General features: G+C 63.0%; 30 protein-coding genes. 18 read left to right on the top strand and 12 right to left on the bottom strand.

From position 1 onward, the window contains the following. Positions 1–52 precede the first annotated feature (52 nt). Complete coding sequence (locus ACR0CU_RS11755; protein ID WP_170341935.1) at positions 53–661, bottom strand: MlaC/ttg2D family ABC transporter substrate-binding protein; 609 nt, start codon at positions 659–661, stop codon at positions 53–55. Further along, positions 651–1,478 carry an MlaA family lipoprotein gene (locus ACR0CU_RS11750; protein ID WP_170341043.1) on the bottom strand — a complete coding sequence of 276 codons (828 nt, stop codon included), beginning with the start codon at positions 1,476–1,478 and terminating at the stop codon, positions 651–653. The genes ACR0CU_RS11755 and ACR0CU_RS11750 overlap by 11 nt, the downstream gene beginning before the upstream one ends. A 296-nt stretch (positions 1,479–1,774) precedes the next feature. On the opposite strand from ACR0CU_RS11750, the gene ACR0CU_RS11745 reads away from it, so the two are divergent. From ACR0CU_RS11745 to ACR0CU_RS11730, 4 genes are read left to right on the top strand one after another with little or no spacing between them, the layout of a single operon-like run. Beyond that, positions 1,775–2,230: a RidA family protein gene (locus tag ACR0CU_RS11745; RefSeq protein ID WP_170439101.1), complete on the top strand. Its 456-nt coding sequence runs from the start codon at positions 1,775–1,777 to the stop codon at positions 2,228–2,230. Then, entirely contained in the window at positions 2,227–2,994 is a 768-nt protein-coding gene (locus tag ACR0CU_RS11740) for a glycerophosphodiester phosphodiesterase family protein (RefSeq protein ID WP_170447467.1), read from the top strand. Before ACR0CU_RS11745 ends, ACR0CU_RS11740 begins: the two co-directional genes overlap by 4 nt. Before the next feature lie 47 nt (positions 2,995–3,041). Next, on the top strand, positions 3,042–4,229 hold the full coding sequence (locus ACR0CU_RS11735) for a GNAT family N-acetyltransferase (protein WP_170447469.1): 1,188 nt from the start codon (positions 3,042–3,044) through the stop codon (positions 4,227–4,229). After that, the gene (locus ACR0CU_RS11730) at positions 4,226–4,519 is read left to right on the top strand and encodes a 4a-hydroxytetrahydrobiopterin dehydratase (RefSeq protein ID WP_170341049.1); all 294 of its coding nucleotides are present in this window, start codon (positions 4,226–4,228) and stop codon (positions 4,517–4,519) included. Before ACR0CU_RS11735 ends, ACR0CU_RS11730 begins: the two co-directional genes overlap by 4 nt. Here ACR0CU_RS11730 and ACR0CU_RS11725 read toward each other — a convergent pair. The 4 genes from ACR0CU_RS11725 to ACR0CU_RS11710 all read right to left on the bottom strand — a co-directional run bounded on the left by ACR0CU_RS11725 (position 4,516) and on the right by ACR0CU_RS11710 (position 6,087). Beyond that, the gene (locus ACR0CU_RS11725; protein WP_093964392.1) at positions 4,516–4,827 is read right to left on the bottom strand and encodes a hypothetical protein; all 312 of its coding nucleotides are present in this window, start codon (positions 4,825–4,827) and stop codon (positions 4,516–4,518) included. The genes ACR0CU_RS11730 and ACR0CU_RS11725 overlap by 4 nt on opposite strands. A gap of 49 nt (positions 4,828–4,876) precedes the next feature. Then, complete coding sequence (locus ACR0CU_RS11720) at positions 4,877–5,224, bottom strand: EF-hand domain-containing protein (protein WP_170360535.1); 348 nt, start codon at positions 5,222–5,224, stop codon at positions 4,877–4,879. An 11-nt stretch (positions 5,225–5,235) separates the two neighbouring features. Continuing rightward, entirely contained in the window at positions 5,236–5,481 is a 246-nt protein-coding gene (locus ACR0CU_RS11715; RefSeq protein WP_170439942.1) for a glycine zipper 2TM domain-containing protein, read from the bottom strand. A 120-nt stretch (positions 5,482–5,601) separates the two neighbouring features. Next, entirely contained in the window at positions 5,602–6,087 is a 486-nt protein-coding gene (locus ACR0CU_RS11710; protein ID WP_170447834.1) for a peroxiredoxin, read from the bottom strand. A 99-nt stretch (positions 6,088–6,186) separates the two neighbouring features. Here ACR0CU_RS11710 and ACR0CU_RS11705 point away from each other — a divergent pair, with 99 nt between their 5' ends. From ACR0CU_RS11705 to ACR0CU_RS11690, 4 genes are read left to right on the top strand one after another with little or no spacing between them, the layout of a single operon-like run. After that, the gene (locus ACR0CU_RS11705; protein WP_170447471.1) at positions 6,187–7,398 is read left to right on the top strand and encodes an NAD(P)/FAD-dependent oxidoreductase; all 1,212 of its coding nucleotides are present in this window, start codon (positions 6,187–6,189) and stop codon (positions 7,396–7,398) included. After that, positions 7,395–7,964, top strand: coding sequence for a 16S rRNA (guanine(966)-N(2))-methyltransferase RsmD (rsmD, locus tag ACR0CU_RS11700; protein WP_480643082.1), 570 nt, complete (start codon positions 7,395–7,397; stop codon positions 7,962–7,964). Before ACR0CU_RS11705 ends, rsmD begins: the two co-directional genes overlap by 4 nt. 52 nt (positions 7,965–8,016) lie before the next feature. Further along, positions 8,017–8,652 (top strand): HAD family hydrolase, encoded by a 636-nt coding sequence (locus ACR0CU_RS11695; RefSeq protein ID WP_170447475.1) that lies wholly within the window; start codon positions 8,017–8,019, stop codon positions 8,650–8,652. 23 nt (positions 8,653–8,675) lie between these two features. Continuing rightward, a complete protein-coding gene (locus tag ACR0CU_RS11690; protein ID WP_170360546.1) occupies positions 8,676–8,855 on the top strand; it encodes a hypothetical protein in 180 nt (59 codons plus the stop codon). On the opposite strand, the gene map is transcribed toward ACR0CU_RS11690, so the two are convergent. Beyond that, the gene (gene map / locus ACR0CU_RS11685; protein WP_170360548.1) at positions 8,843–9,655 is read right to left on the bottom strand and encodes a type I methionyl aminopeptidase; all 813 of its coding nucleotides are present in this window, start codon (positions 9,653–9,655) and stop codon (positions 8,843–8,845) included. The genes ACR0CU_RS11690 and map overlap by 13 nt on opposite strands. A 251-nt stretch (positions 9,656–9,906) precedes the next feature. On the opposite strand from map, the gene ACR0CU_RS11680 reads away from it, so the two are divergent. Then, complete coding sequence (locus tag ACR0CU_RS11680; RefSeq protein ID WP_254437584.1) at positions 9,907–10,302, top strand: RidA family protein; 396 nt, start codon at positions 9,907–9,909, stop codon at positions 10,300–10,302. Between the two features lie 29 nt (positions 10,303–10,331). On the opposite strand, the gene sfsA is transcribed toward ACR0CU_RS11680, so the two are convergent. Continuing rightward, complete coding sequence (gene sfsA, locus ACR0CU_RS11675; RefSeq protein WP_170447477.1) at positions 10,332–11,039, bottom strand: DNA/RNA nuclease SfsA; 708 nt, start codon at positions 11,037–11,039, stop codon at positions 10,332–10,334. A 50-nt stretch (positions 11,040–11,089) separates the two neighbouring features. Here sfsA and ACR0CU_RS11670 point away from each other — a divergent pair, with 50 nt between their 5' ends. Genes ACR0CU_RS11670 through ACR0CU_RS11655 form a run of 4 tightly spaced genes read left to right on the top strand, consistent with a single transcriptional unit; the run spans position 11,090 to position 14,000 of the window. Then, positions 11,090–11,812, top strand: coding sequence for a competence/damage-inducible protein A (locus ACR0CU_RS11670; RefSeq protein ID WP_170372881.1), 723 nt, complete (start codon positions 11,090–11,092; stop codon positions 11,810–11,812). After that, positions 11,809–12,519, top strand: coding sequence for a GNAT family N-acetyltransferase (locus ACR0CU_RS11665; protein WP_170447480.1), 711 nt, complete (start codon positions 11,809–11,811; stop codon positions 12,517–12,519). Before ACR0CU_RS11670 ends, ACR0CU_RS11665 begins: the two co-directional genes overlap by 4 nt. 12 nt (positions 12,520–12,531) lie before the next feature. Beyond that, positions 12,532–13,104, top strand: coding sequence for a peroxidase-related enzyme (locus ACR0CU_RS11660; protein WP_170372886.1), 573 nt, complete (start codon positions 12,532–12,534; stop codon positions 13,102–13,104). Continuing rightward, positions 13,101–14,000 carry an OmpA family protein gene (locus ACR0CU_RS11655; RefSeq protein ID WP_170447482.1) on the top strand — a complete coding sequence of 300 codons (900 nt, stop codon included), beginning with the start codon at positions 13,101–13,103 and terminating at the stop codon, positions 13,998–14,000. Before ACR0CU_RS11660 ends, ACR0CU_RS11655 begins: the two co-directional genes overlap by 4 nt. Positions 14,001–14,056: 56 nt before the next feature. Here ACR0CU_RS11655 and ACR0CU_RS11650 read toward each other — a convergent pair whose 3' ends face one another. After that, positions 14,057–14,962: a LysR family transcriptional regulator gene (locus ACR0CU_RS11650; protein WP_093964122.1), complete on the bottom strand. Its 906-nt coding sequence runs from the start codon at positions 14,960–14,962 to the stop codon at positions 14,057–14,059. A 229-nt stretch (positions 14,963–15,191) separates the two neighbouring features. Between ACR0CU_RS11650 and ACR0CU_RS11645 the strand changes: the two genes are divergently transcribed. Both ACR0CU_RS11645 and ACR0CU_RS11640 read left to right on the top strand, forming a co-directional pair. Next, positions 15,192–15,629, top strand: a complete 438-nt coding sequence (locus ACR0CU_RS11645) for a DUF4399 domain-containing protein (protein WP_170447483.1) — start codon at positions 15,192–15,194, stop codon at positions 15,627–15,629. Positions 15,630–15,754: 125 nt separating this feature from the next. Further along, a complete protein-coding gene (locus ACR0CU_RS11640; protein ID WP_170447485.1) occupies positions 15,755–16,687 on the top strand; it encodes a glycosyltransferase family 8 protein in 933 nt (310 codons plus the stop codon). A gap of 107 nt (positions 16,688–16,794) precedes the next feature. On the opposite strand, the gene ACR0CU_RS11635 is transcribed toward ACR0CU_RS11640, so the two are convergent. Next, on the bottom strand, positions 16,795–18,822 hold the full coding sequence (locus tag ACR0CU_RS11635; protein WP_170447487.1) for an NADPH-dependent 2,4-dienoyl-CoA reductase: 2,028 nt from the start codon (positions 18,820–18,822) through the stop codon (positions 16,795–16,797). 135 nt (positions 18,823–18,957) lie between these two features. Between ACR0CU_RS11635 and ACR0CU_RS11630 the strand changes: the two genes are divergently transcribed. The 3 genes from ACR0CU_RS11630 to ACR0CU_RS11620 all read left to right on the top strand — a co-directional run bounded on the left by ACR0CU_RS11630 (position 18,958) and on the right by ACR0CU_RS11620 (position 21,970). Further along, positions 18,958–19,443, top strand: coding sequence for an RNA pyrophosphohydrolase (locus ACR0CU_RS11630; RefSeq protein WP_170447489.1), 486 nt, complete (start codon positions 18,958–18,960; stop codon positions 19,441–19,443). 96 nt (positions 19,444–19,539) lie between these two features. Continuing rightward, positions 19,540–20,466 carry a DMT family transporter gene (locus ACR0CU_RS11625; RefSeq protein ID WP_170447491.1) on the top strand — a complete coding sequence of 309 codons (927 nt, stop codon included), beginning with the start codon at positions 19,540–19,542 and terminating at the stop codon, positions 20,464–20,466. 238 nt (positions 20,467–20,704) lie between these two features. Further along, positions 20,705–21,970: a SulP family inorganic anion transporter gene (locus ACR0CU_RS11620; RefSeq protein ID WP_170447493.1), complete on the top strand. Its 1,266-nt coding sequence runs from the start codon at positions 20,705–20,707 to the stop codon at positions 21,968–21,970. 225 nt (positions 21,971–22,195) lie between these two features. Here the strand turns inward: ACR0CU_RS11620 and ACR0CU_RS11615 are convergent, their stop codons facing one another. Continuing rightward, a complete protein-coding gene (locus ACR0CU_RS11615; protein WP_170447495.1) occupies positions 22,196–23,185 on the bottom strand; it encodes an adenosine kinase in 990 nt (329 codons plus the stop codon). Further along, a complete protein-coding gene (nth, locus tag ACR0CU_RS11610) occupies positions 23,182–23,826 on the bottom strand; it encodes an endonuclease III (RefSeq protein WP_170360575.1) in 645 nt (214 codons plus the stop codon). Before nth ends, ACR0CU_RS11615 begins: the two co-directional genes overlap by 4 nt. Between the last annotated feature and the right edge of the window lie 62 nt (positions 23,827–23,888).

The raw sequence follows: 23,888 nt of genomic DNA, 5'->3' as shown, positions 1-23,888 counted from the left end.
AAAAGCCGCGCAGGGATCCTGCGCGGCGTCATCACTACTCTGACCGGTTGGTTCAGCCGGTCTTTTTTAGGTCATTGATCAACTGATCCAGGTTGCCCTTGCGCGCATCCAGCATGGCGCCGATCTCGGTCCGCTCTGTCAGCAGCAGGTTCACGCCTTCGATGAACATGTTGTAGAACTTGTCGCGACCCGATTTGTCCGACACCAGGAAGGTCACTTCGAACGGCGCTTCGCCGCGCAGCTTGACGCTGCTGCGAACCTCGTAGCCGGCCTTGATCTTGCGGGCATTCTTCACGGTGACCTCACCCCCGATGAATTCGCGGAAGCGTCGACCGTATTTGCGCGAGATATACCCCTGGAAAGCCTTGGTGAATTCGCGCATCTGTGCATTGCTGGCGCTGCGGGCGTCGGCGCCCAGCGCATAGCGTGCCATGATCGGAACGTCGGCATATTGCACGAAGATCTTTTCGAAATCGCGCAGCATGGCGCTTTCGGATTTGCCCGACTCGATCACGCGCGTGATGTCGGCAACGACGCTGTTGACCAGTTGTGTCGCGCTGGCCTCGGTCAACGCCAGGGTCTGCTGTGGAAGGCCAGCCACGGCCAGCCCGGCCAGGGCGGTGGCGGCAAAGGTACGGCGGTTCATGGCGTTATTCAGCATAGGGGTCCTCATATGGGTCCTCGTAAGGGTCAAGGTATGGGTCCCTGACCGGGTCGGTGCCGGTATCGGCGTAGGGATCGGAATACAGACCCAGATAGGCATCCTCATCGTCCCTTGCCAGTTCGAACCGGCGGTTTTGCAAATAGATCAGGCGGGCCTGAGCGTAACTGTCTGCGCTTTCGTACAGAATCGAGTCGACCGTGTCCGAGAATCTGCCCCGATCGCCCATCCGCCGTACCACCTCGGCATAGACGCCCAGGTTGTCGGCCGGTCGCGTCGGCGAGAAGTTGATCGGGTTCGAGAACAGGTTGACCACAACGCCGACCGCATCCCGGGTCGTCGAGGGGCCGTAGAACGGCAGTTCGACATAAGCCCCTTCGCCGAAGCCCCAGACATGAAGCGTTTCGCCGAAATCGGTATCAACCGGCGGCAGGTTCAACTCATCCGCCGGTTTGGACAGACCGAACCCGCCCACGGTCGAGTTGATCACGAACCGCAGCAGGGCGTTGCCCGACTGTTTCAGATTGCCCTGCAGCAGATAGTCGACGGCCTGTCCGGGCAACGAGATGTTTTCCGCGAAGTTGTTGAAGCTGGTGACCATCGGGTCGGGTACGATTTTCACATAGCCTTTCGAGGCCGGGCGGAACAGGAACCGGTCGACGCCCAGATTGAACTTGTGAATGCCGCGATTTGCGTTTTCGTAGGGGTCGAAGACCTCGCCGCGGGCCGCTGCGTCCTGGGGCTGCGACGCGCAGGCCGACAGAACCGCGAACAGCGACACTGCGACGATGTGCTTGAAACGGATCCGGTTGGACACGGTCTTGGTTACTCCCGATCGTCCGGATGTAATCCAGCCGGACACTCAATCAATACGTTTTCTCGTTGGCACAACGGACCAATTCAACGGCACATAGTCGTTTCGCACCCGAAAGGAAACTCCTAGCGTTTAACCCGCGCGCCGGACCCGGGTAAAGTGGCCTGCATTCAACACATCCGCATGAGTGGAGACCTGCCCAAATCGCGGGCAAATGCGAAATTGCCGGTTTCCGGCTTTTCGTGGGCGGTGTTCCCGGTTAGCGTCCGCCAAAGTCACATAAAGTTGAGGACAATCACATGAGCATCGCAGCCAAACTGGAATCCCTGGGCGTCAGCCTGCCGGACGCCCCTGCACCGGCAGCCAATTACGTGCCGTTCGTGCGGGTGGGCAACATCGTCTATGTGTCGGGTCAGATCTCGAAGGACGATGCGTTGATCACCGGCAAGCTGGGCGCCGATATGGATGTCGCTGCCGGTGCAGCGGCGGCCCGGGTCTGCGCTATCAACCTGCTGGCCCAGGTCAAGGCGGCCTGCGGCGGGGATATCGACAAGCTGGTGCGGGTGATCAAGCTGACCGGCTTCGTGAACTCGACCGCCGATTTCACCGACCAGCCGCAGGTGATCAACGGCGCATCCGACTTCCTGGTCGAGGCGCTGGGCGATGCCGGCCGCCATTCGCGCTCGGCCGTCAGCGCCGCGTCGCTGCCGTTGGGTGTGGCCGTCGAGATCGAAGGGATTTTCGAGATCCAATGACACCGTCTCTGCCTCGTGTGTTCATGGGCGCGCCGATCGCGCATCGGGCGTTGCATGACATTCGCCAGAACCGCCCGGAAAACAGCCGGGCGGCCATCCGGGCCGCCATTGCTGCGGGCTACGGGATCGAGATTGACCTGCAGTTGACGTCGGACGGTCATGCCATGGTGTTCCACGATTATGACATGGCGCGCCTGACCGGGCGGCCGGGCGCCATTCAGCAGATCACCCGGGCCGAGGCCGCGGACCTTCCGCTGCTGCACGGGGACGAGGGTATCCCTTCGCTTGAGGAAGTTCTGCAACTGGTGGCCGGCCGCGTGCCGCTGCTGATCGAGTTCAAGGATCAGCACGGTGCGATGGGGCCTGTGGACGGGCGGCTGGAGCAAGACGCGGTCGCGCTGCTGAAGTCCTATGACGGTCCGGTCGCGCTGATGTCATTCAACCCCAACTCGGTGGCCGAGCTGGCCCGACTGGCGCCAGAAATTCCGCGTGGATTGACGACCTGTTCCTACAAGCCCGAAGTCGAGCATCTGCCGGCCGAGGTCTGCGACCACCTGCGCGAGATCCCCGATTTCGACCGGGTTGGCGCCAGCTTCATCAGCCACGAGGTGCAGGACCTGTCCCGCCCCCGCGTGGCCGAGTTGAAGGCGCAAGGCGTGCCGATCCTGTGCTGGACGGTGCGCTCGGCCGAACAGGAGGCCGAGGCGCGCAAGGTGGCCGACAACGTGACCTTCGAGAACTATCTGGCCGCCATTCCGGGTTGAACCCGGCTGCTGGCGTCACAGATAGTTCAGGGGACGCAGGAGGGCACATGGACCAGTCACAGATCGAGATACGGGTTCTGTCGGCGCTGGATCAGATCCCGGCGGCCGAATGGGACAGTTGCGCCTGCCCCGAGGCCGCCGACGGCACCCGCCCGCTGGACCCGTTCACCACGCATCGGTTCCTGCGCGCGCTGGAAGACAGCGGCTCGGTCGGGCGGGGCACCGGCTGGCAACCGCAATACCTGACCGCCTATCTGGACGGCCTGTTGATCGGGGCCGCGCCGATGTTTGCCAAGTCGCATAGCCAGGGCGAGTACATTTTCGATCACAGCTGGGCCCATGCCTATGAAAACGCGGGCGGGCGGTATTACCCGAAATTGCAGATCGCGGTGCCCTTCACCCCGGCCACCGGGCGGCGGTTTCTGACACGGCCCGGCTATGACGGGATCGCCATGTCGGCGCTGGTGCAGGGGGCGGTGCAACTGGCCGCCGACAATCGCCTGTCGTCGCTTCACGTCACCTTCTGCACCCAGGACGAGGCGCTGGCCGGGCAGCAGATGGGCCTGCTGGCGCGCGACTCGCAGCAGTTTCACTGGCTGAACGACGACTATGCCGATTTTGAAGCCTTTCTGACCGCGCTGTCCTCGCGCAAGCGAAAGAACGTCCGCAAGGAACGGGCGCAGGCCAATGCCTTTGGCGGCGAGATCCGCACCCTGACCGGCGCCGATCTGCGCCCCGATCACTGGGACGCGTTCTGGGAGTTCTATCAGGACACCGGCGCGCGCAAGTGGGGCTCGCCCTACCTGACGCGGCAATTCTTTGACATCGTTCACGAAGCCATGGCCGATGACGTGGCGCTGGTGCTGGCCGAGCGGGGCGGATACCCGATCGCGGGGGCGCTGAACTTCATCGGGCGCAAGACCTTGTTCGGGCGCTATTGGGGCTGCAACGAACATCACCCCTGCCTGCATTTCGAACTGTGCTACTATAGGGCGATCGACTTTGCCATCGCGCATGGTCTTGACCGCGTCGAAGCCGGCGCGCAGGGAGAACACAAGCTGGCGCGGGGTTATCTGCCCACGCGCACGCACAGCCTGCACTGGATCGCCGATCCCGGCTTTGCGGACGCCGTCGCGCGGTATCTCGAGGCCGAGGCCCGCGCGGTGGGGGAAGAGATCGAAATTCTGACGGATTACGGCCCGTTCAGAAAAGCCAACCCGGAGGAACAGCAATGAGCGAACTTCTGTCGACCGAGACCCGTGGCCCGCTGCTGGATCCGCTGTTCAAGAACGGCTGGACCATGGTCAAGGATCGTGACGCGATCACCAAGACCTTCATCTTCGACGATTTCGTCGATGCCTTCGGCTGGATGACCAAAGTGTCGATCTTCGCGGAAAAATGGAACCATCATCCCGAATGGTCCAACGTCTACCGCACGGTCGAGGTGGTGCTGACCACCCATGACGTAGGCGGCCTGTCGTCTCAGGACGCCAAGCTTGCGCGCAAGATGGACAGCCTGCTTTAGCCGCGGTCGCCCCGCGACCCCATGCCCCCAGCCAACATCGCTACCTCGCCCAGACGACGGAACTCGGCCGGGGTCACGGTACCGTCGCTCACGTCGATGTCGCGCGGGATTCCGGCGGTGCGGTTGCCCATCATCCGTACGCTGCGCGCCGCGGGATTGATGTCCAGACAACGCGTCTGATAGCAGGTCAGACCAGCCGTATTGATCTGAATGCGCGCTTGCCCGTCCGGCCCGGTCACGACCGGCGCCTGCGGGACGTCGCACGCTGCCAGCAGAACGACCGCGCCAAGCCAATAAAATACTCTCATGCCTGCGCTCCTGTTGGTCTCAGGGTCAGCCGTGCCGGGGCGCCGGGCCTCAATCCAACTGACCGTTCCGGTCTTTGTCCGCAGACAGGAAATCGTCATTCATCTGCGAGTCATACTCTGACCGAGAGATAGAGTTGTCGCGATTGCGGTCAATCTTCTGGAACATCTTGATATCCATGAACGGCTTGGCCTCGTCCAGACCGAGCGTGCCATTCTTGTCATCGTCCATTTCCTGATAGGCGTAATCCGAAAAGGCATCGAATTCGTCGCGCGACAGGAAACCGTCGTTGTTGGCGTCGATCGCGTTCAATTCGCGCTCATTCAGTTCGGCCACGCTGTCTGCGGCGGCTGGTGCTGCCATCATCAGGGCCGTCATCAATAGAACCGAGTGTTTCATCCTGGCGCTCCTCAGCATGCGAATCTCTGGCCTTCGACCCCGCCGGCCACGGCACCGGCTGCGGTCAGAATATCCTTGCCCGACCCACCGCCGAACTGGTTGCCGATGGCGCCGCCGATCAACGCGCCGCCCAGGGTGCCGCCAAGACAGGCGATTTCGTGCTGGCGCGCAGCCTGTTGCTGCGGTGTTGGCGCAGGCCCGCACGCGGTCAACAGCCCCGCGCCACCCAAAGTAATGACTGCTAGAATTCTTTTCATGAATGAGCTCCCGGTTCCCATGCAGGAACACTGGCACAATCCGCGGGTGCGGGCCAAGTTAATTGGCCTTCATCCAACGTGATCTGTGGCATGGCCCCGGTGCGCACCGGGGCCGTCCTGTCAGATGACTTCGAGCAAGCCTTCGCCCGCCGAAATCTCGCAGGCGCCGGGGCTTTCCTCCAGGTTCAGCGCCACGACCTTGCCGTCTTCGACCAGCATCGCATAGCGCTTGGAGCGCGCGATCAGGCCGGCTGGCGGGGCGTCGAAATCCATGCCGATCGCCTTGGTGAATTCCGAGGCCGGATCGGCCAGCATGGTCAGTCCGGCCCCGGTCGCTCCCGTGGCCTCGCCCCAAGCCTTCATAACGAAGGGGTCGTTGACCGACACGCAGATGATCTCGTCCACGCCCTTGGCCGCAAACTGGTCCTTGGTGCGCATGAAGCTGGGCACATGGGCCGAGTGGCAGGTGGGGGTGAACGCTCCGGGCACGGCAAAGATCACCACCTTGCGGCCCTTGACCTTGCTGGAGACCCGCACCTCTTCCGGTCCATCAGCGCCCATCTGGATCAGGGTTGCTTCGGGCAGGGTGTCGCCGGTTGAAATCATCTTCATGCTCCTGTCGATTGAAATTGCAAACTCGCTCCTTGCCGCAATATAGGTGGGCGGGTGGCACAAGCCACGGGAAATTGACAGGGGGCGGACCAGATGAGCCATATCGTCGTGATCGGAGCCGGGCAGGCGGGGTCATCACTGGTGGCCGGGCTGCGCAAAGGCGGGTTTGACGGGGCGATCACCCTGATCGGGGCGGAACCCGTGCTGCCCTATCAGCGCCCGCCGCTGTCCAAGGCCTATCTGCTGGGCGAGATGGAGCTTGAACGGCTCTACCTGCGCCCCGAAAGTTTCTATGCCGAGAACGATATCACCCTGCGTCTGGGCCAGCAGGTGGGCGCGATCGACCCGGCGGCCAAGACCGTGACCATAAGCGGTGAGGTGATATCCTACGACCAGCTTGCCCTGACCACCGGCTCGCACCCGCGCCGCCTGCCTGCCGCGATCGGCGGAGACCTGGCGGCCGTGCATGTGGTGCGCACGCTGGCCGATGTGGACGCGATGGCCCCCGCCGTCACCCAAGGCGCGCGGGCGCTGATCGTGGGCGGCGGTTATATCGGGCTCGAGGCTGCGGCGGTCTGCGCCAAACGCGGCGTGCAGGTGACGCTGGTCGAGATGGCTGACCGCATCCTGCAGCGTGTCGCGGCCCCCGAGACCAGCGACTATTTCCGCGCACTGCACAGCGCGCATGGCGTGGACATCCGCGAAGGCGTAGGGCTGGACCGGATCACCGGCGAGAATGGCAAGGTCACCGGCGCGGTGCTGGGCGACGGGACCGAACTCGAGGTCGATTTCGTGGTGATCGGCGTGGGCATCGCTCCGGCCACCGAACTGGCCGAAGCGGCCGGGCTTGCCATCGAAAACGGTATCAAAACCGATGTGCATGGCCGCACCTCTGCCGCCGATATCTGGGCGGCGGGCGATTGCGCCTCGTTCCCCTACAAGGGCCGGCGAATCCGTCTGGAAAGCGTGCCCAACGCCATCGACCAGGCCGAGGTGGTGGCGCAGAACATGCTGGGCGCGGGCAAGAATTACGTGGCCACGCCCTGGTTCTGGTCGGACCAGTATGACGTGAAGCTGCAGATCGCCGGGCTGAACATGGGTTATGACCACGTCGTAACCCGTCCGGGCGAGGGAGCGACCACCTCGTTCTGGTATTACCAGGGCGATCAGCTGCTGGCCGTGGATGCGATGAACGACCCGCGCGCCTATATGGTCGGCAAGCGCCTGATCGACGCGGGAAAAACCGCCGATCCGGCGGTGGTGGCCGACCCCGCAGCGGATCTGAAACCGCTGCTCAAGGCGTGAGGATCATCGCCGGAGATTTCCGGGGCCGGGCGCTGGCCTCGGTCGGCAAGGGGGATGCGGGCGCGCACCTGCGCCCCACCACCGACCGGGTGCGCGAAAGCCTGTTCAACGTGCTGAACCACCTGATCGATTTCGGCGGGCTGCGGGTGCTGGACCTGTTCGCCGGCACCGGCGCGCTGGGCCTCGAGGCGCTGTCGCGCGGCGCGTCCCATGTCACCTTCGTCGATGACGGGCGGGTGGCGCAGGGGCTGATCCGCAAGAATATCGACCTGACCCGCAGCGCCGACCGCACCGCCCTGATCCGCCGGGACGCGACCCGGCTGGGCGACAATTCCGGGGAACCTTTCGACCTGATCTTCCTCGACCCGCCCTACGGCAAGGGAATGGGGCAAAAGGCGCTGGCAGCGGCGCTCAAGGGCGGCTGGCTGGCCGATGACGCGCTGGTGGTCTGGGAAGAGATCACCCCGATGGCGCCGCCCGAGGGCTTCACGTTGCAGGATGCACGCAAATACGGCGACACCCATATCTCGCTGATGTGGCGGGACCCCGCCGGGGGTCCGGCTTGAGCCTGCGTGCCCCCCGGGGTAGGCAGGTGCGAAACCTGCGACGGAGAGCCCAATGCACGATCTGGTGATCTTTGACTGCGACGGTGTGTTGGTCGACAGTGAAACGATCTCCAACCAAGTGATGGTCGACAACCTGGCCGGGTATGGGCTGAACCTGTCGCTGCAGGACTGCATGTCGATGTTTGTGGGCGGAACCATGTCGGGCGTCCGGGACTCGGCGCGCAAGATGGGCGCTGACCTGCCCGATGACTGGACCGAGCGGATCTATGCGCAGATCTATGATGTGCTGCGCGCGGGAGTTCCCGTGATTCCGGGAATCCCCGAGTTGCTGCGCCATCTGGAAGAACAGCGCATTCCATTCTGTGTGGCCTCGAACGGACGTCGCGAGAAGATGCAGATCACCTTGGGCCAGAACGGGCTGTGGGATAGGTTCCAGGGCGCGATCTTCTCGGCCCATGAGGTCGGCAGCGCCAAGCCCGAGCCGGGGTTGTTCCAGACCGCAGCCCAACATTTCGGTGCAAAGTCGCCGGTTGTCATCGAGGACAGTGCGAACGGTGTGACTGCCGCGATCCGGGCCGGGATGAGGTGCCTTGCCTATGCGCCGCATGATGACGGCGCGCGCCTGGCCGGGCTCGGGGCTGAAGTCATCCGTGACATGAAGGACGTGCCGCGGCTTTTGGGTCATTGACGGGTCTGTGCTAGACTGCGGTCATGGACCGCGCACTTTCACGCCCACTCTGGCCCGCCCGGTTCGAGGCGCAGGCCACCTCAGGACCCGAGCCACGGCCTCGGCCCGCACCCGTCTTCATTCAGGACGCGGTGACGTCATGGGGCCCGGACACCCTGCTGCTGAAGCTTCTGCGCGATCAGGCCGCCGATCAGGAGGAGTAGGTCGGGTGGAACTTGCCGCCCGGTGACAGGGTAAAGATCTCGACCCCGTCTGCGGTGACGCCCACCGAATGCTCGAACTGCGCCGACAGCGACTTGTCGCGGGTCACGGCGGTCCAGTCATCGGCCAGCGTCTTGGTCTCGGGGCGGCCCAAATTCACCATCGGCTCGATGGTGAAGAACATGCCTTCTTCCAGAACCGCGCCGGTGCCCGGGCGGCCATAGTGCAGCACGTTGGGCGGCGCGTGGAACACGCGGCCAAGCCCGTGCCCGCAGAAATCGCGCACCACGCTCATGCGGTGGGCTTCGACATAAGACTGGATCGCGTGGCCAATGTCACCGAAGGTGTTGCCCGGCTTGACCATCTCAATGCCTTTGAACAGGGCGTCGTGGGTCACCTGGATCAGCCGCTCGGCCTTGCGCGGCAGCTTTCCGGCCACATACATGCGCGACGTGTCGCCGAACCAACCGTCGACGATCACGGTCACGTCGATATTCAGGATGTCGCCATCCTTGAGCTTCTTGTCCCCGGGAATCCCGTGGCAGACCACATGGTTCACGCTGATGCAGCTGGCGTGCTGATAGCCTTTGTAACCGATGGTGGCCGATTTCGCGCCGGCGTCCTCGACCATCTGGGTGATGATCCGGTCGATCTCGCCAGTGGTCTGGCCGGGAAAGACATGCTCGGCAATATCATCCAGGATGCGCGCCGCCAGAGCCCCTGCCGCGTGCATTCCGGCAAAGTCAGCCTGTTCGTAGATGCGGATACCGTCCTTCGTCAGACGGCCACGATGCTCTTTCATTCGTGCGGGGCTCCAAAAAATTCTGCGCAGCATCCTTTCTACGCTGCTTGTGCAGAAAGTACCAGAGGGCGCAGGGACGCGGGTGCCTGCCCTGATCTGAATTTGGATGCGGGGGGCGAAACGTCAAGGGACGTTGCCGCGTTTTGCGCGGGTGGTCCGGCCCGGCGTCAAAAGGCCTCGACCGATGCCCGGATTTGGGGCCAAATGAATGTACACAGACTCATTTGGTCGGGAAGAGAGGAGCCGGATGAATGTCGCAGAAACGGGAACTGATATCGAATGGAAACCCCATGGAGGCGGTCGTCGGCTTCAGCCGCGCCGTCCGGGTGGGGAATTTCATCGCGGTCGGGGGGACTGCCCCGGTCGATGCGCAAGGCAAGACAGTCGGGGTCGGGGACGTCTATTTGCAGACCAAACAATGCTTTGAGATCATCAAGGATGCGCTGGAGCGTGCCGGATCGGGTTTGCAGGACATCGTCCGAACCCGCGTGATCCTGACCGATATCGACAATTGGAAGCAGGCGATCGAGGCCCGCAAGCTGTACTGTCTGGACGCGCGACCCGTGGACACGATCATAGCGATCAACCGGTTCGTAAATCCCGAATGGTTGGTTGAAATCGAGGTCGACGCCGTCGTCCCCGATTGAATCGCCACGCGGCGGAAATCGACCGGCCTTCAGTCGCTGGAAATCGTCGCCTGCGGCTGAACCCAGACGCCATCCGGTGAAATGCGCGTACCACAGACCAAGTGTTCAACCCCATTGGCCCGGGCAGTCGAAAACGCTGCCGCATAGGCCGGGTCGATATCGGCGGCCAATGCGAAATTGCGGCAATCTGTGCGCTGAACCAGGTAGAGCAGGATGGCCCGGTGCCCTTGCGCGGCCATTTCGGCCAGCTCCCCCAGATGTTTGGTGCCCCGAGCGGTGACGCTGTCGGGGAATTCGGCCAGCCCCGGTTCGCGCGACAGGGTCACGCTTTTGACCTCGACATAGGCGTCAGGCAGCCCGGGTTGCGTCAGCAAAAAGTCGATGCGGCTGTTCTGGCCGTATCTGACCTCGGGCCGCACGGTTTCATAGGCGGCCAATGCGGGGATCTCCCGGGCTTGGAGCGCAGCGCGCAAGGCCCGGTTGGGGACCGAAGTATCAACGCCGGTAAAATGGCCGTTTTCATGATCGACCAGCCGCCAGCCGAATTTGAGCTTTTTCTTCGGGTCTTCATTAGGCTCAAGCCAGATCTTTTCGCCCGGTTCGGCCAGACCCATCATCGAACCCGGATTGGCGCAATGGGCCGTCACCTCGCGCCCGTCCTCAAGCCTGCAGTCGGCCAGAAAGCGTTTATAGCGGCGGATCAGGCGGGCGGGCACAAGAGGGGTTTGAAAGCGCATGGTTCCGGGCCTATACCTGCCGCAAAGGTCGATCAAGAGGAGAGCGTGCCATGCCCAACCCAACCGCTGCAATGCTGGTGATCGGGGATGAAATCCTGTCCGGCCGAACCCGCGACGCCAACATGCATTATCTGGCGCAGGAGCTGACCAAACACGGCATCGATCTGAAAGAGGTCCGCATCGTCAGCGACGAGGCACCGGCGATCGAGGCCGCCGTCACGGCGCTGTCGCAGGGCTATGACCATGTGTTCACCAGCGGGGGCATCGGCCCCACCCATGACGACATCACCGCCGATTGCATCGCCCGCGCGTTCGGGGCGCAAATCGATGTGCGAGACGATGCCCGCGCCCTGCTGCAGGCGCACTACGACCAATCGGGGCTGGAGCTGAACGAAGCGCGCCTGCGCATGGCGCGCATCCCTGACGGGGCAACGCTGATCGACAACCCGGTTTCCACCGCGCCAGGGTTCACACTGGGTAATGTCCATGTGATGGCCGGCGTCCCATTGGTGTTCCAGGCGATGGTGGCCAGTGTGCTGCCCACCCTGACCGGAGGAAAACCGTTGTTGTCGCAGACCTTGCGGGTCAACCGGGGAGAAGGCGACATCGCGGCGACCCTGGCCGCCGTGGCCGAGGAATTCAGCGACGTGTCGATCGGGTGTTACCCGTTCCAGATCAACGGCGTCTTCGGGGCCAACGTGGTTGTTCGGGGCACTGACGGGTCGCGTATCGATGCGGTCACGACGCGACTGGCCAAGGAGCTTGGCCTGTGACGGTAGACTGGGCGGCAGTGGTCGATGGCACCTGGCCCGCCGCACGGTATGAGCAATTGGGTCCGTTTCTGCTGCGCGAAGGGCAGGGCGGTGGATCACGCGTATCGGCGGCCAGCCGTACCGGCCCGGTCACAGCGACCGACATCGAGGCGGCCGAGGCGGTCATGCTTGCGATGGGCCAAAAGCGCATCCTCTGCCTGCGCCCCCACGACGCGGACCTGGACGAAATACTGGCGCAACGCGGATACGAGGTCCTGGATCCGGTCAACATCTATGCCTGCCCGGTCTCACAGCTGACGGACCAGCCGGTCCCGCCGGTCACGGTGTTCTGCCTGTGGGAGCCGTTGGCAATCATGCGCGAAATCTGGGCCCAAGGTGGCATCGGGCCTGCCCGGCTGGCCGTTATGGACCGGGCAACAGGTCCGAAAACCGGACTGTTGCTGCGTCACCGCGATCAACCGGCCGGCACCGCTTATGTCGCCATACATGATGGCATCGCCATGCTGCACGCGCTTGAGATCGTACCCGCCCACCGACGGCAGGGGCTGGGCCAATGGGCAATGCGCGCCGCGGCCTTTTGGGCGCTGGACAATGGCGCGCATACCCTTAGCGTGATCTGCACCAAGGCCAATACCGGCGCCAACGCGCTCTACCACTCTCTGGGGATGGAGCGCGTCGGAGAGTATCACTATCGCCAGCTGGTCTGAGAGGAGACAGACGTGACCGATCGAGACATGCCCACCGCGCTTGACCTGCCAATGGTGGATCCGCTGCCGCCCGAGACTCAGAAATACTTCGATGTCTGCGTCGAGAAGCTGGGCATGGTCCCGAACGTACTGAAGGCAAACGCCTTTGACATCGACAAGCTGAATGCGTTCACGGGCATGTACAATGACCTGATGCTGGCGGACAGCGGGCTCAGCAAGCTGGAACGTGAGATGATCGCGGTCGTGGTCTCGTCGATCAATCGGTGCTTTTATTGCCTGGTGGCCCATGGTGCCGCCGTGCGGCAGCTGTCAGGTGATCCCAAGCTGGGTGAAATGCTGGTGATGAACTACCGTGTGGCGCCGCTGGATGCCCGCCATCGCGCGATGTTGGACTTCGCCGCCAAGATGACCACCGCCAGCGCCGAGATCGAGGAACCGGACCGCCAGCGCCTGCGCGATGCGGGGTTCACCGACCGCGATATCTGGGACATCGCAAATGTTGCGGGCTTCTTCAACATGTCCAACCGGGTCGCCAGTGCCACGGCGATGGTGCCCAATGACGAGTATCACGCGCAGTTTCGATGACCCGATTTGCTGTCCTTCTTTTCTGTCTGATCGCGGGTCCTGTGGCGGCGCAGGACCTGTCGCTGCCGGCGAGCGCGCGACAAATCAGCCAGCGCGTCAGCCCGTTGGACAGCTACCAATTGCCGACCGGCCCGTTTGCAGACAACGCCGTTCCCGCGCGCACGGTCGAAGGCCGGATCGAGCGCACCACATGGCGCTTGCAGGCCGGTTCCAGCACGACGCTGCAGATCCTCGACCCGCTGCGGGATCAGCTCAGGGCGCAGGGTTTCGAGATCGCTTTTGAATGTGAGGCCCGCACTTGCGGTGGGTTCGACTTCCGCTTTGGAACCGAGGTGGTGCCGACGCCCGACATGTATGTCGCAATCAATGATTATCGATTTCTGTCAGCTACTCGCGGAGCCGAAGCCCTGACCTTGCTGATCAGCCGAAACCAGCCCGACGGGTATGTGCAGATGATCCGCGTCACACCGAAGGGTCAGACTCCACCGCCGCTGGTGGTCGAGGAAACGGTGATTGGCGGCGACGGGCTGGTTGCCAGCCTGGTACGGGATGGACACGTGATACTCGGCGATCTCAGCTTTGAGACGGGCGAGGTCGCCTTGGGGGTCGGGCCGTTCGAGTCGCTGGGCCTGCTGGCCGGTTACCTGGCCGAGACCCCCGGCGCGCGGCTGGCGCTGGTTGGGCACACCGACGACACAGGCGACCTGCAGGCCAATATCGAGGTCAGCACACGCCGCGCCCAAGCTGTCCGAGCGCGGTTGATCGAGGCACATGGAGTGGCCGAAGACCGCGTGCAGGCGCAGGGCGTCGGCTACCTCGCCCCGATCGTTTCCAACGCCACCCCGGAAGGGCGCGAACAGAACCGCCGGGTCGAGGCTGTTCTGCTGTTGAACTGACAACAAAAAAAAGCCCGCGCAATTTGCGCGGGCCGGTCAGTCTTCACTGGGAGGTCTTACCAATCCATCGGACCTTTTTCGGCAAAGGACTCGACAAGGAAATCAATGAACGCCCGCACCTTGGGCTGGGTGAACCGGCCCGGCGGGTACACCGCATAGACGCCCTGAACCTCGTCCGGCAACGATGGCATCGCGTCGACCACCTGGCCGGATTTCAGCGCGTCCGCGTAAAGATAGCTGGGCAGATAAGCGATTCCGAGGCCCGAGATCGCCGCATTCAACAGGGATTGTCCGTCGTTCACGCTCAGCCAACCGGCCGTGCGCACCTGCCTCTTTTCGCCCGAGGGCGCAGTCAACTTCCAGACGTTGCCCGAGGACTGGCTGGAGTAATGCAGCAGCTTGTGTTCGTTGAGGTCATCGATCTTTGCCGGGCGCCCGAACTTCTCGATATAGCTGGGGGCCGCAACCATGCGTTTGACCGTTTCGGTCAGCTTGCGCGCGCGCAGGGTGCTGTCTTCCAGTTCGCCGATACGCACGGCCACGTCGAACCCTTCGGAAATCAGTTCGACATAGCGATTGTTCAAGACCATGTTCACGGTGATGTCGGGATAGGCCGCCAGGAAACCCGAAAGAACGGGCGACAGGTGGTTCACCCCGAAATCAGTGGCCACACTGATGCGCAGCAGACCCGAAGGCGCCGATTGCATCGACGTCACCAGCGCGTCGGCTTCGCCTGCATCATTCAGCACGCGGCGTGCGCGGTCGTAATAGGCCAGCCCGATCTCGGTCGGCGACACGCGGCGCGTCGTGCGGTTCAGCAAACGCGCGCCCAAGCGGGCCTCCAAGCTCGACACGTGCTTTGACACGGCTGATTTGGAAATGCCCATCTTTTTGGCCGCGTCGGTGAAACCACCTTGGTCCACCACGTTGGCGAAGGCCTCCATTTCTGTCAGTCGGTCCATTCTCGTTCCCCAGGTCGTCTGTTCGTTGACCGACCATCGCCTCCAATCTGGGCGGAAACTGGGCAGACATGGGATAATATCAGGGTTTTGAATCGGATCGTTTGCGCTTCGGAAACGCGGAAACAGTGGTTTCCCGCCTGCATCCGCCCCCTGTTTGCGTGTTCTTTTCTGGTAATTTCTCGCAACGTGCTAAAGTCAGAATGGCATTTTTGTGACCAGGGAGGAGATCATGAAAGCCATTCTAGCAACTATTTTTTGCCTGTTTGCCCCCTTGGCCTGGGCCGGAGGGGAGACGCCATCGAACCCGGACGCCGAGGTCTATTTCGTCAACCTGTCGGACGGCGACACGGTAACGTCGCCGGTGACGGTGGTCTTTGGCCTCCGCGGTATGGGCGTTGCGCCAGCCGGGACCGAAAAGGAAAACACCGGCCATCACCATTTGCTGGTCGATCGCCCCCCATTGGGTCAGGGTGAGGACGGGGCCGACGAATTGGCCTATGGACTGCCGGCTGATGACAACCACCTGCACTTTGGCGGTGGTCAGACCGAAGTCACGTTGGAGCTTGCCCCCGGGACGCACACGTTGCAACTGGTCCTGGGCGATGCGGGTCATGTGCCTCACGCGACGCCGATCGTTTCCGAGGTGATAACGATCACCGTGGAGTAACCCGTACCGACCAACCGCAGCGCCGGGACCAACCCGCCGACAGCGGCGGGACGGTTTCGGTTTGATTGCATGTGCTTGCCTCGCCTATACACGATCCCGATCAGGGGCGGAGCCATGGTATTTGAATGAACGTTGTTTTTGGGGTCAACCGGAACTTTCTGTATCCCGCATTGCTGTCGGCCTATTCCGTGGTCAAGAACGCCAGCCGGCCTGTTGACGTTACCATTTTCGGTCAGGATTTCACCGCACAGGACATCGCAGCCGTCGAACAGCTGGACCGCGCCGTCGACAACGGCACGGTCCGCTATCGGGAGTTCCAGTCCGAGACGCTCGGCCGATTTTCAGAGTTCAAGACGAAATACCCGAAAATCACGCTGCTGCCGTTGTTTCTGCCAAACTTCTTTTCGGGCCGGTGTTTGTTCATTGACGCCGACACTCTTGTGCTGGGCGATGTCTGCGAGTTGCAGGATCTCGACATGAATGGCCACGGGATCGGGGCCTGTGTCGACATGGGATTGGTCACCTTGGGCGAAGGCCGCTTTCTGCGCCCATCCCTTCAGAGTGTTCTGAGGCCGGGGCACGAACACCAAAAGTCGGTGACGCGCGTTTTGCGCAGCATCCGGTTGGGCTTTCTGCCCGGCGAGAACTACTTCAATGCGGGCATCCTTCTGATGGATTGCGAAGCGATCCGGAACTCACCCGCAGGCAAGGAGCTGGGCGATTTCGACAAGCTGATCCCGCATATCCACGACCTGCCCGAGCAGGATCGGATGAACCAGATTTTTGCGGGCCAGTGGCTCAGACTTCCTCAGCAGTGGAACACGCGGCCGCAGATTTGGTACGACGCGCACAGTCCGAAATTCCGGCATACCTCTGCCGAATTTCGAGACCAACTGAAACAGGCAAGCCGAAACCCGAAGATGTGGCACTATATCGGGGGCAAGAAGCCCTGGCGCGTGAAGCCAGCGTCACAAATTCTTCTGCGCCGCGCCTTTCGGGACTACCAGGAATACCTGGTACTGTTCGAGGACGAGACAGGTCTGACTTTTTCCGTTTAAGGCGGGGAATTGGCTCAACTCTCAAAAAAGCCACCCGGGCATCGTTCGGGTGGCTTTCTTTTGTCTGGGTGTTCTCGCCTTGGGGCAGTGGACGGAACGGGTCTTCCCTAAAGTGCAGCGGCCAGCCGCGTGCCCTGGTTGATCGCCCGCTTGGCATCCAGTTCCGCGGCAACATCCGCGCCGCCGATCACATGCGGGGTGATCCCGCGTTCGATCAGTGCATCGGCCAACGACCGCTCGGGCACCTGTCCGGCACAAAGGACAATCGTTTCGGCTTTGATAACCGTCGGGTCCGCGCGCTCTTCTCCGAATGAGACATGCAGCCCCTCGTCGTCGATGCGCTCGTAGTTCACGCCGCCCACGAAGTTCACGTCCTTCATCTTCAGCGTCGCGCGGTGGATCCAGCCGGTGGTCTTGCCCAGCCCCTTGCCATGCGCCTGCTTCTTGCGTTGAAGCAGCGTGACCTGCCGCTTGGGCGCCTCGGGCTGCGGGCCTTCGGGCGCCAGGCCCGAGCGGTGTTGTTCAGGGTCGGCGACGCCCCATTCCTTCATCCACAAGGGCAGGTCGGTGGTGGGCGAGTGGCCTTCCTCGAGCAGGTATTCCGACACGTCGAAGCCGATGCCGCCGGCGCCGATCACGGCCACCGATTTGCCCACCGGGGCCTTGTCGCGCAGCACGTCGATATAGTTCACGACATTGTCGCGGTCCTCGCCGGGGATCTGCGGGTCGCGCGGGTTGACGCCGGTGGCGATCACCACCTCGTCGAACCCGGCCAGATCGTCGGCGCCAACCGCGCGGCCCAGTTCCACAGTGACGCCCAGCGTGTCCAGCATGGTGCGATACCAGTCCACCAAGCCCCAGAACTCTTCCTTGCCCGGCACCTGCTTGGCCATGTTCAGCTGGCCGCCGATCTCGTCGGCCTTGTCGAACACGGTCACGTCATGGCCGCGTTCAGCCGCCGTCATCGCGGTGGACAGGCCCGCCGGACCCGCGCCCACGATGACCACGCGCTTGGGCGCGGCGGCCTTTTCGATCACCAGCTCGGTCTCGTGGCAGGCGCGCGGGTTCACCAGGCACGATGTCAGCTTGCCGCTGAAGGTGTGATCCAGGCAGGCCTGGTTGCAGGCGATGCAGGGCGCGATCTTGGCCGATTCACCGGCTATCGCCTTGGCCACGAAATCCGCATCCGCCAGCATCGGCCGCGCCAGCGAGACCATGTCGGCGCAGCCGGTCGACAGCACTTCTTCGGCGACTTCGGGCGTGTTGATCCGGTTCGAAGTGATGACCGGAATCCCCACCTTGCCCATCAGCTTCTTCGTCACCCAGGCAAAGGCCGCGCGCGGGACGCTGGTGGCAATTGTGGGAATCCGAGCCTCGTGCCAGCCGATGCCTGTGTTGATGATCGTCGCCCCGGCCTTCTCGACCGCTTGCGCCAGCTGCACCACCTCTTCATGGGTCGAGCCATTGGGCACAAGGTCGATCATCGACAGGCGGTAGATGATGATGAAATCGGTGCCCACCGCCGCGCGGGTGCGGCGCACGATTTCCAGCGGCAGGCGCATGCGGTTCTCATAGGACCCGCCCCAGCGGTCTGTGCGCTTGTTGGTGTGGGTCACCAGAAACTGGTTGATGAAATACCCCTCGGACCCCATGATCTCGACCCCGTCGTAGCCGGCCTTCTGGGCCAGCACGGCGGCGTTCACGATGTCGCTGATCTGTTTCTCGATGCCGTCCTCGTCCAATTCGTTGGGGGGGAAGGGCGAGATCGGAGATTTCACCGGGCTGGGCGCCACGCATTTCGGCCCATAGGCATAGCGGCCTGCGTGCAGGATCTGCATGGCGATCTTGCCGCCCGCCTGATGCACCCGGTCGGTGACGACGGAATGATTGGCCACATCCTTGTCGCTGGCCATCATCGCCGCCCCCGGCAGGACCGAGCCTTCGAGGTTCGGCCCGATGCCACCCGTCACCATCAGCGCCACGCCACCGCGTGCGCGCGAGGCATAGAATTCGGCCACCCGGTTCCAGTCGCCGGTTTCTTCCAGCCCGGTATGCATCGAGCCCATCAGGACCCGGTTCTTCAACGTGGTAAAGCCCAGATCCAGCGGGGCCAGCAGGTTCGGGTACGCAGTCATCTTGAAACTCTCCCTCAATTCGGGGCCGACAATCGCGCCGCACCGCGCCGGTGTCACGCGAAACCTGACGTCACCCCCTTTGCCGCCGCTTTGCCAGTTGCTACAGCTTGGCCAACCACATCACGAGGCCCGCCCATGACCCCAGAACAGATCGCCAAACTGCCCTACCGCCCCTGCGTGGGCCTGATGCTGATGAACGATCAGGGCCAGATCTTCGTCGGCCAGCGCAACGACCGCTTCGAGGACGCCTGGCAGATGCCCCAGGGCGGCGTGGACGAGGGTGAATCTCCGCGCGCGGCGGCCCTGCGCGAATTGCAGGAGGAAATCGGCGTCACTCCCGACCTCGTGGAAATCGTGGCCGAGACCGACGGCTGGCTGCCCTATGACCTGCCGCATGACATCGTGCCCCACATCTGGAAGGGCCGCTTCCGCGGGCAGGAGCAGAAATGGTTCCTGCTGCGGTTTCTGGGAACCGACGACCAGATAGACATCGAGACCGACCACCCCGAGTTCACCCGCTGGAAATGGCAGGACCCCGACCGCCTGATTGCCGAGATCGTGCCCTTCAAGCGCGAGGTCTACGAGCGGGTGATGGAGGCGTTTTGGGGGTATTTGGGATGAACTAAACCACGGCCGAGCGGGTTCCGCATTTCGGACAAAGTGCCCAGTCCATGGAACTCTGCTATGAAATTCGCGAACCTGTGCTAGGCCTTGTTCATGGCAAGGAGCTCAACACAAACCGGACCGGCTATTCCCTATGCGCTTGCGGTTGCAGGCGTTCTTGTCGCGTCGATCTGCTTTGGGCTGGTGCCCTATTTCAGCAGAGGTCTGACGCAGCAGGGCGTTGCGCCCTATGCCGTCGCGTTCTATCGCTACATCGTCGCGGCAACTCTGCTGCTGCCCGTCCTCATCGTGCACCGAAAAGCTTGGCGCGAGATTTGTTGGGGCCTTGCGGCAGGAGCCGTGATGGGACTTGGGTGGATCGGATACGTGACGGCGTTGGAGGCCTTGCCCGCATCAACCGTGGGCGCGCTCTACATGACCTATCCGGTTTTTACATTGGTCATTGCCTGGGCGCTTTTCTCTGATGCACCCACGCGGCGCGCCTTGCTCGCTTCTGGCCTTATCGTTCTGGCGGCAATCACTGCTGGTGCTCCCGCATCCGTGTCCCCACAACACATACCAACTCTATTGGCGGCACTGGCGGCCCCGTTCGGCTTTGGTTTCGGTATTTGTGTTTTGGTCCACAGGCTGTCCCGAATCGCGCCGCTTGCGCGCATAGCCTCGGTTTCCCTGGGATCGGTTCTTGGGCTCTTGCCGCTGATTCTGAGTGCCGATGTGCAACAGCTGCTCCCGGAGGGACAATCCGACTGGATCTTGATTGTCGGAATTGGCCTGGTCACGGCGCTTGTGCCGCAGCTCCTCTACACCATTTGCTCGCCCTTGATCGGCGCCTCTCAAACCGCGGTCGTTGGAAGCGTAGAATTGCCCACAATGTTCGTGGTCGGATTTGTTGCTTTTGGCGAAGCAATCACGGCACCCCAAGCCATAGCCTGCGCTTTGGTTCTTGGTGCGATTGCAATCACCAGAAGCCGAACGACACGCACCTTGACCACTGTGATCGCAAATGAACCAAGCAAGTAGATTCTACCTCAGACCAACCCTTCTTTCTGCAACATCTCCGGCAAGTGGGTATCCGGCCGCGGGCCGATATGGCTGATCACTTCTCGGGCGCAGGCGTTGCCGATTCCGGCGCATTTTACGGACCGCGCGCATCGACTGCGCACACCTGCCGCACTTGACCCGGTGCATAAATCGGCGCAAATCTGGCGCGTTTCCCGGGCCGCACAGAAGTAGCGGCCTTTTGCGGATGGTGGATTTCATGCGCCAGCCAAAGATTCTGACGACGCTCAAAACCTATGACATGGCTCAGTTTACGGCGGATCTGATCGCCGGGATTTCGGTTGCCATGGTGGCCCTGCCGCTGAGCCTGGCGATCGCCATCGCCTCGGGCGCGGACCCGGCGCAGGGGTTGGTCACGGCCATCGTCGCGGGGTTCGTCATTTCGGCGCTGGGGGGCAGCCGGGTCCAGATCGGAGGCCCGACCGGCGCCTTCATCGTGGTGGTGTTCGGCGTGATTGCCGAACACGGATATGACGGGTTGGTCATGGCCACCTTCATGGCAGGGTTCATCCTGCTGATCGTGGGTTATTTCCGGGCCGGGCGATTGATCTCATTCGTGCCCGAGGCCGTTGTCAACGGCTTTACCATCGGCATCGCCGTCATCATCGCCACCAGCCAGATCAAGGATTTCTTCGGCCTGTCGATTCAAAATCTGCCCGCCGAATTTCTTGAGAAAGTACCCGCGCTATGGGACGCGCGCGACACGCTGAACCTGCCGGCCACGGGAACCGCCCTGCTGGCGGCCGTTCTGATCGTTGCCCTGCGCCGGATCGCGCCGCGTTTTCCGGGGCTGATCATCGCGGTCGGCGTTGCCTCGGCGCTGGTCGCGCTGATGGGGCTGGGGGTCGACACGATCCATTCGCGGTTCGGTGATCTGCCCTCGACCCTGCCTGCGCCCCAGCTGCCCGACCTGTCGCTGTCGCGCTTTGTCGAGCTGTTCCCTTCGGCGGTCGTGATCGCCTTTCTGGCCGGAGTGGAATCGCTGCTGTCGGCCATGGTCGCCGACCGGATGATCGGCGGGCAGCACAGGCCCAACGCGGAATTGACGGCCCAGGGCGCGGCCAACATCGCCTCGGCCCTGTTCGGAGGGCTGCCGGCCACCGGGGCAATCGCGCGCACGGCGACGAACATCAAGGCGGGCGGCAAGACGCCGGTTGCGGGCATCATCCACGCGCTGACGATCTTGCTGATCATGCTGGTTGCGGCCCCGGCGGCGGGCTACCTGGCCATGCCGGCGTTGGCCGCGCTGCTGATGATCACGGCCTGGAACATGAGCGAGCCGCACAAATGGGGCGAATACGCCCGCGCCCGGCGCAGCGACCGGGCCTTGTTGGTGCTGACCATGGTGCTGACCGTGATCATCGACCTGACCGTCGCCATCGGCGTCGGTGTGGCCATTGGCCTTGCCCTGCGGCTCAGCCGGCGCGAGTCGGTCCAGACGGACTGGACCCCGCCAGACCGGTAAGGAACTCACGCGCCCTCAACTGAACAGGTTGAACTTGCTGGCGTCCACCGGCGCTATGTGGCCGGTTGCTGAATTTTGGTGTGCAAAGCACGGCGAACCTGTGCTTGGTGCCGGAGAACACCCGAACTACGCCCAAGCTCACCTGCTGGATTCGGCGGGACCCCGACGGCTTGATTGCCGAGATCCTGCCTTTGAAGCGGTGAGCCTTTGAGCGGGTGCCCCCGCTCAAACCAACCCTTCGTCCCGCAGCAGTTCCAGCATGTTCGCCTCGGGGCGCGGCCCGATATGGCTGATCACCTCGCGGGCGCAGACGTTGCCGATGCGGGCGCAGGTCTCCAGGTCGCGGCCTGTCGCCATGCCGAACAGGAATCCGGCGGCGAACTGGTCGCCCGCGCCGGTGGCGTCCACCGGCACCACTTTCTCGACCGGTACATCGATGCGCGTGCCGTCGTGCAGAACCGTCACCCCATCGCCCGAGCGGGTGCAGACCACCAGCGGGCAGATCGCAGCGGTCTTGGCCAGCGCCTCTTCCAGGTCGTCGGTCTCGAACAGCGATTTGATCTCGGCCTCGTTGCCGATCACGAAATCCAGCTCGTGTTCGATCAGCAGCAGGAAATCGGTGCGATGGCGCTCGACGCAGAACGGGTCGGAGATGGCGATACCGGTCTTGCCGCCGCCGTTGCGACAGTCGCGCGCGGCCTCGAGGAAGGCGGTTTTGCCCTTCTCCTTGTCGAACAGATACCCCTCGAGGAACATGATCTGGCTGTTACCCGCCACCTCGGCCGGCACGTCCGTCGATGACAGTTCCGAGGAAATCCCCAGATAGGTGTTCATCGACCGTTCGCCATCGGGCGAGACGAAGATCATCGAGCGCGAGGTTGGCAGTTCGCCCCCCGGCACGGGCGGGTTTACGAAATCCACGCCGTCCTCGTTCATCGCATCGGCATAGAACCGGCCCAGTGCATCATCATGCACCCGCCCGATGAAGGCCGCGTCCAGACCCAGCGCACCCGCGCCCGCGATGGTGTTGGCCACCGACCCGCCCGGCGTCTGCACCCGGTTTTCCATGGCTGCATACAGCACCTCGCCGCGTTCGCGTTCGATCAGCTGCATGATGCCCTTCTCGATCCCCATCATCTCGAGAAAGCTGTCGTCGGCCTGAGAGATGACGTCCACAACGGCGTTGCCGATGCCGGTCAGGTGATAGGTTTTCATAGGGTCTTGTCCTCGAATTGGCACAGGTCGCGGATCAGGCAGGTGCCGCATTGCGGCTTGCGCGCCTTGCAGTGGTACCGGCCGTGCAGGATCAGCCAGTGATGGGCGTGAAGCTGAAAGTCCACGGGAATATTGTCTTCGATGGCGCGTTCCACGGCGTCCACGTCCTTGCCGGGGCAGATGCCGGTGCGGTTGCCGACGCGAAAGATATGGGTGTCCACCGCTTGCGCCGGGTATCGCCACCACATGTTCAGCACCACGTTCGCGGTCTTGCGCCCGACACCCGGCAGCGACTGCAGCGCCGCGCGCGAGTTGGGCACCTCGCCGCCGTAGTCCTCGACCAGGATGCGCGACATCTTGATGACGTTCTTGGCCTTCTGGCGGAACAGGCCGATGGTCTTGATGTGCTCGATCAACCCCTCTTCGCCCAGGTCGAGCATCTTCTGCGGCGTGTCCGCGATCTTGAACAGCGCGCGGGTGGCCTTGTTGACGCCCGCATCGGTCGCCTGCGCCGACAGCGCCACGGCGACGACCAGTGTGTACACGTTCACATGCTCAAGCTCGCCCTTGGGTTCGGGGTCGGCTTGCTGGAACCGGGTAAAGATCTCGCGGATCGTGTGATAATCAAGCTGCTTTGCCATCCGGGCCTTAATGCCGCCCGCGGTGCCGGGTGACAAGCCCAAAGCCCGCTGCACCGGCAATG

This window comes from Ruegeria sp. BC2, assembly GCF_056539245.1.
Note: the sequence above shows the minus strand (reverse complement) of the source record. Positions and strands in the feature narration are given on the sequence as shown.

Bases quoted from the DNA above. Each gene is read 5' to 3' on its own strand.
- ACR0CU_RS11640 (WP_170447485.1), top strand. From the start codon at position 15,755: ATGAACGTTGTTTTTGGGGTCAACCGGAACTTTCTGTATCCCGCATTG.
- ACR0CU_RS11670 (WP_170372881.1), top strand. From the start codon at position 11,090: ATGCCCAACCCAACCGCTGCAATGCTGGTGATCGGGGATGAAATCCTG.
- ACR0CU_RS11635 (WP_170447487.1), bottom strand. From the start codon at position 18,822: ATGACTGCGTACCCGAACCTGCTGGCCCCGCTGGATCTGGGCTTTACC.
- ACR0CU_RS11740 (WP_170447467.1), top strand. From the start codon at position 2,227: ATGACACCGTCTCTGCCTCGTGTGTTCATGGGCGCGCCGATCGCGCAT.
- ACR0CU_RS11650 (WP_093964122.1), bottom strand. From the start codon at position 14,962: ATGGACCGACTGACAGAAATGGAGGCCTTCGCCAACGTGGTGGACCAA.
- ACR0CU_RS11625 (WP_170447491.1), top strand. From the start codon at position 19,540: ATGGCAAGGAGCTCAACACAAACCGGACCGGCTATTCCCTATGCGCTT.
- nth (WP_170360575.1), bottom strand. From the start codon at position 23,826: ATGGCAAAGCAGCTTGATTATCACACGATCCGCGAGATCTTTACCCGG.
- ACR0CU_RS11690 (WP_170360546.1), top strand. From the start codon at position 8,676: ATGGACCGCGCACTTTCACGCCCACTCTGGCCCGCCCGGTTCGAGGCG.
- ACR0CU_RS11745 (WP_170439101.1), top strand. From the start codon at position 1,775: ATGAGCATCGCAGCCAAACTGGAATCCCTGGGCGTCAGCCTGCCGGAC.
- map (WP_170360548.1), bottom strand. From the start codon at position 9,655: ATGAAAGAGCATCGTGGCCGTCTGACGAAGGACGGTATCCGCATCTAC.
- ACR0CU_RS11735 (WP_170447469.1), top strand. From the start codon at position 3,042: ATGGACCAGTCACAGATCGAGATACGGGTTCTGTCGGCGCTGGATCAG.
- ACR0CU_RS11705 (WP_170447471.1), top strand. From the start codon at position 6,187: ATGAGCCATATCGTCGTGATCGGAGCCGGGCAGGCGGGGTCATCACTG.
- ACR0CU_RS11630 (WP_170447489.1), top strand. From the start codon at position 18,958: ATGACCCCAGAACAGATCGCCAAACTGCCCTACCGCCCCTGCGTGGGC.
- ACR0CU_RS11620 (WP_170447493.1), top strand. From the start codon at position 20,705: ATGCGCCAGCCAAAGATTCTGACGACGCTCAAAACCTATGACATGGCT.
- ACR0CU_RS11710 (WP_170447834.1), bottom strand. From the start codon at position 6,087: ATGATTTCAACCGGCGACACCCTGCCCGAAGCAACCCTGATCCAGATG.
- ACR0CU_RS11655 (WP_170447482.1), top strand. From the start codon at position 13,101: ATGACCCGATTTGCTGTCCTTCTTTTCTGTCTGATCGCGGGTCCTGTG.
- ACR0CU_RS11720 (WP_170360535.1), bottom strand. From the start codon at position 5,224: ATGAAACACTCGGTTCTATTGATGACGGCCCTGATGATGGCAGCACCA.
- ACR0CU_RS11725 (WP_093964392.1), bottom strand. From the start codon at position 4,827: ATGAGAGTATTTTATTGGCTTGGCGCGGTCGTTCTGCTGGCAGCGTGC.
- ACR0CU_RS11680 (WP_254437584.1), top strand. From the start codon at position 9,907: ATGTCGCAGAAACGGGAACTGATATCGAATGGAAACCCCATGGAGGCG.
- sfsA (WP_170447477.1), bottom strand. From the start codon at position 11,039: ATGCGCTTTCAAACCCCTCTTGTGCCCGCCCGCCTGATCCGCCGCTAT.
- ACR0CU_RS11695 (WP_170447475.1), top strand. From the start codon at position 8,017: ATGCACGATCTGGTGATCTTTGACTGCGACGGTGTGTTGGTCGACAGT.
- ACR0CU_RS11645 (WP_170447483.1), top strand. From the start codon at position 15,192: ATGAAAGCCATTCTAGCAACTATTTTTTGCCTGTTTGCCCCCTTGGCC.
- ACR0CU_RS11715 (WP_170439942.1), bottom strand. From the start codon at position 5,481: ATGAAAAGAATTCTAGCAGTCATTACTTTGGGTGGCGCGGGGCTGTTG.
- ACR0CU_RS11755 (WP_170341935.1), bottom strand. From the start codon at position 661: ATGCTGAATAACGCCATGAACCGCCGTACCTTTGCCGCCACCGCCCTG.
- ACR0CU_RS11615 (WP_170447495.1), bottom strand. From the start codon at position 23,185: ATGAAAACCTATCACCTGACCGGCATCGGCAACGCCGTTGTGGACGTC.
- ACR0CU_RS11730 (WP_170341049.1), top strand. From the start codon at position 4,226: ATGAGCGAACTTCTGTCGACCGAGACCCGTGGCCCGCTGCTGGATCCG.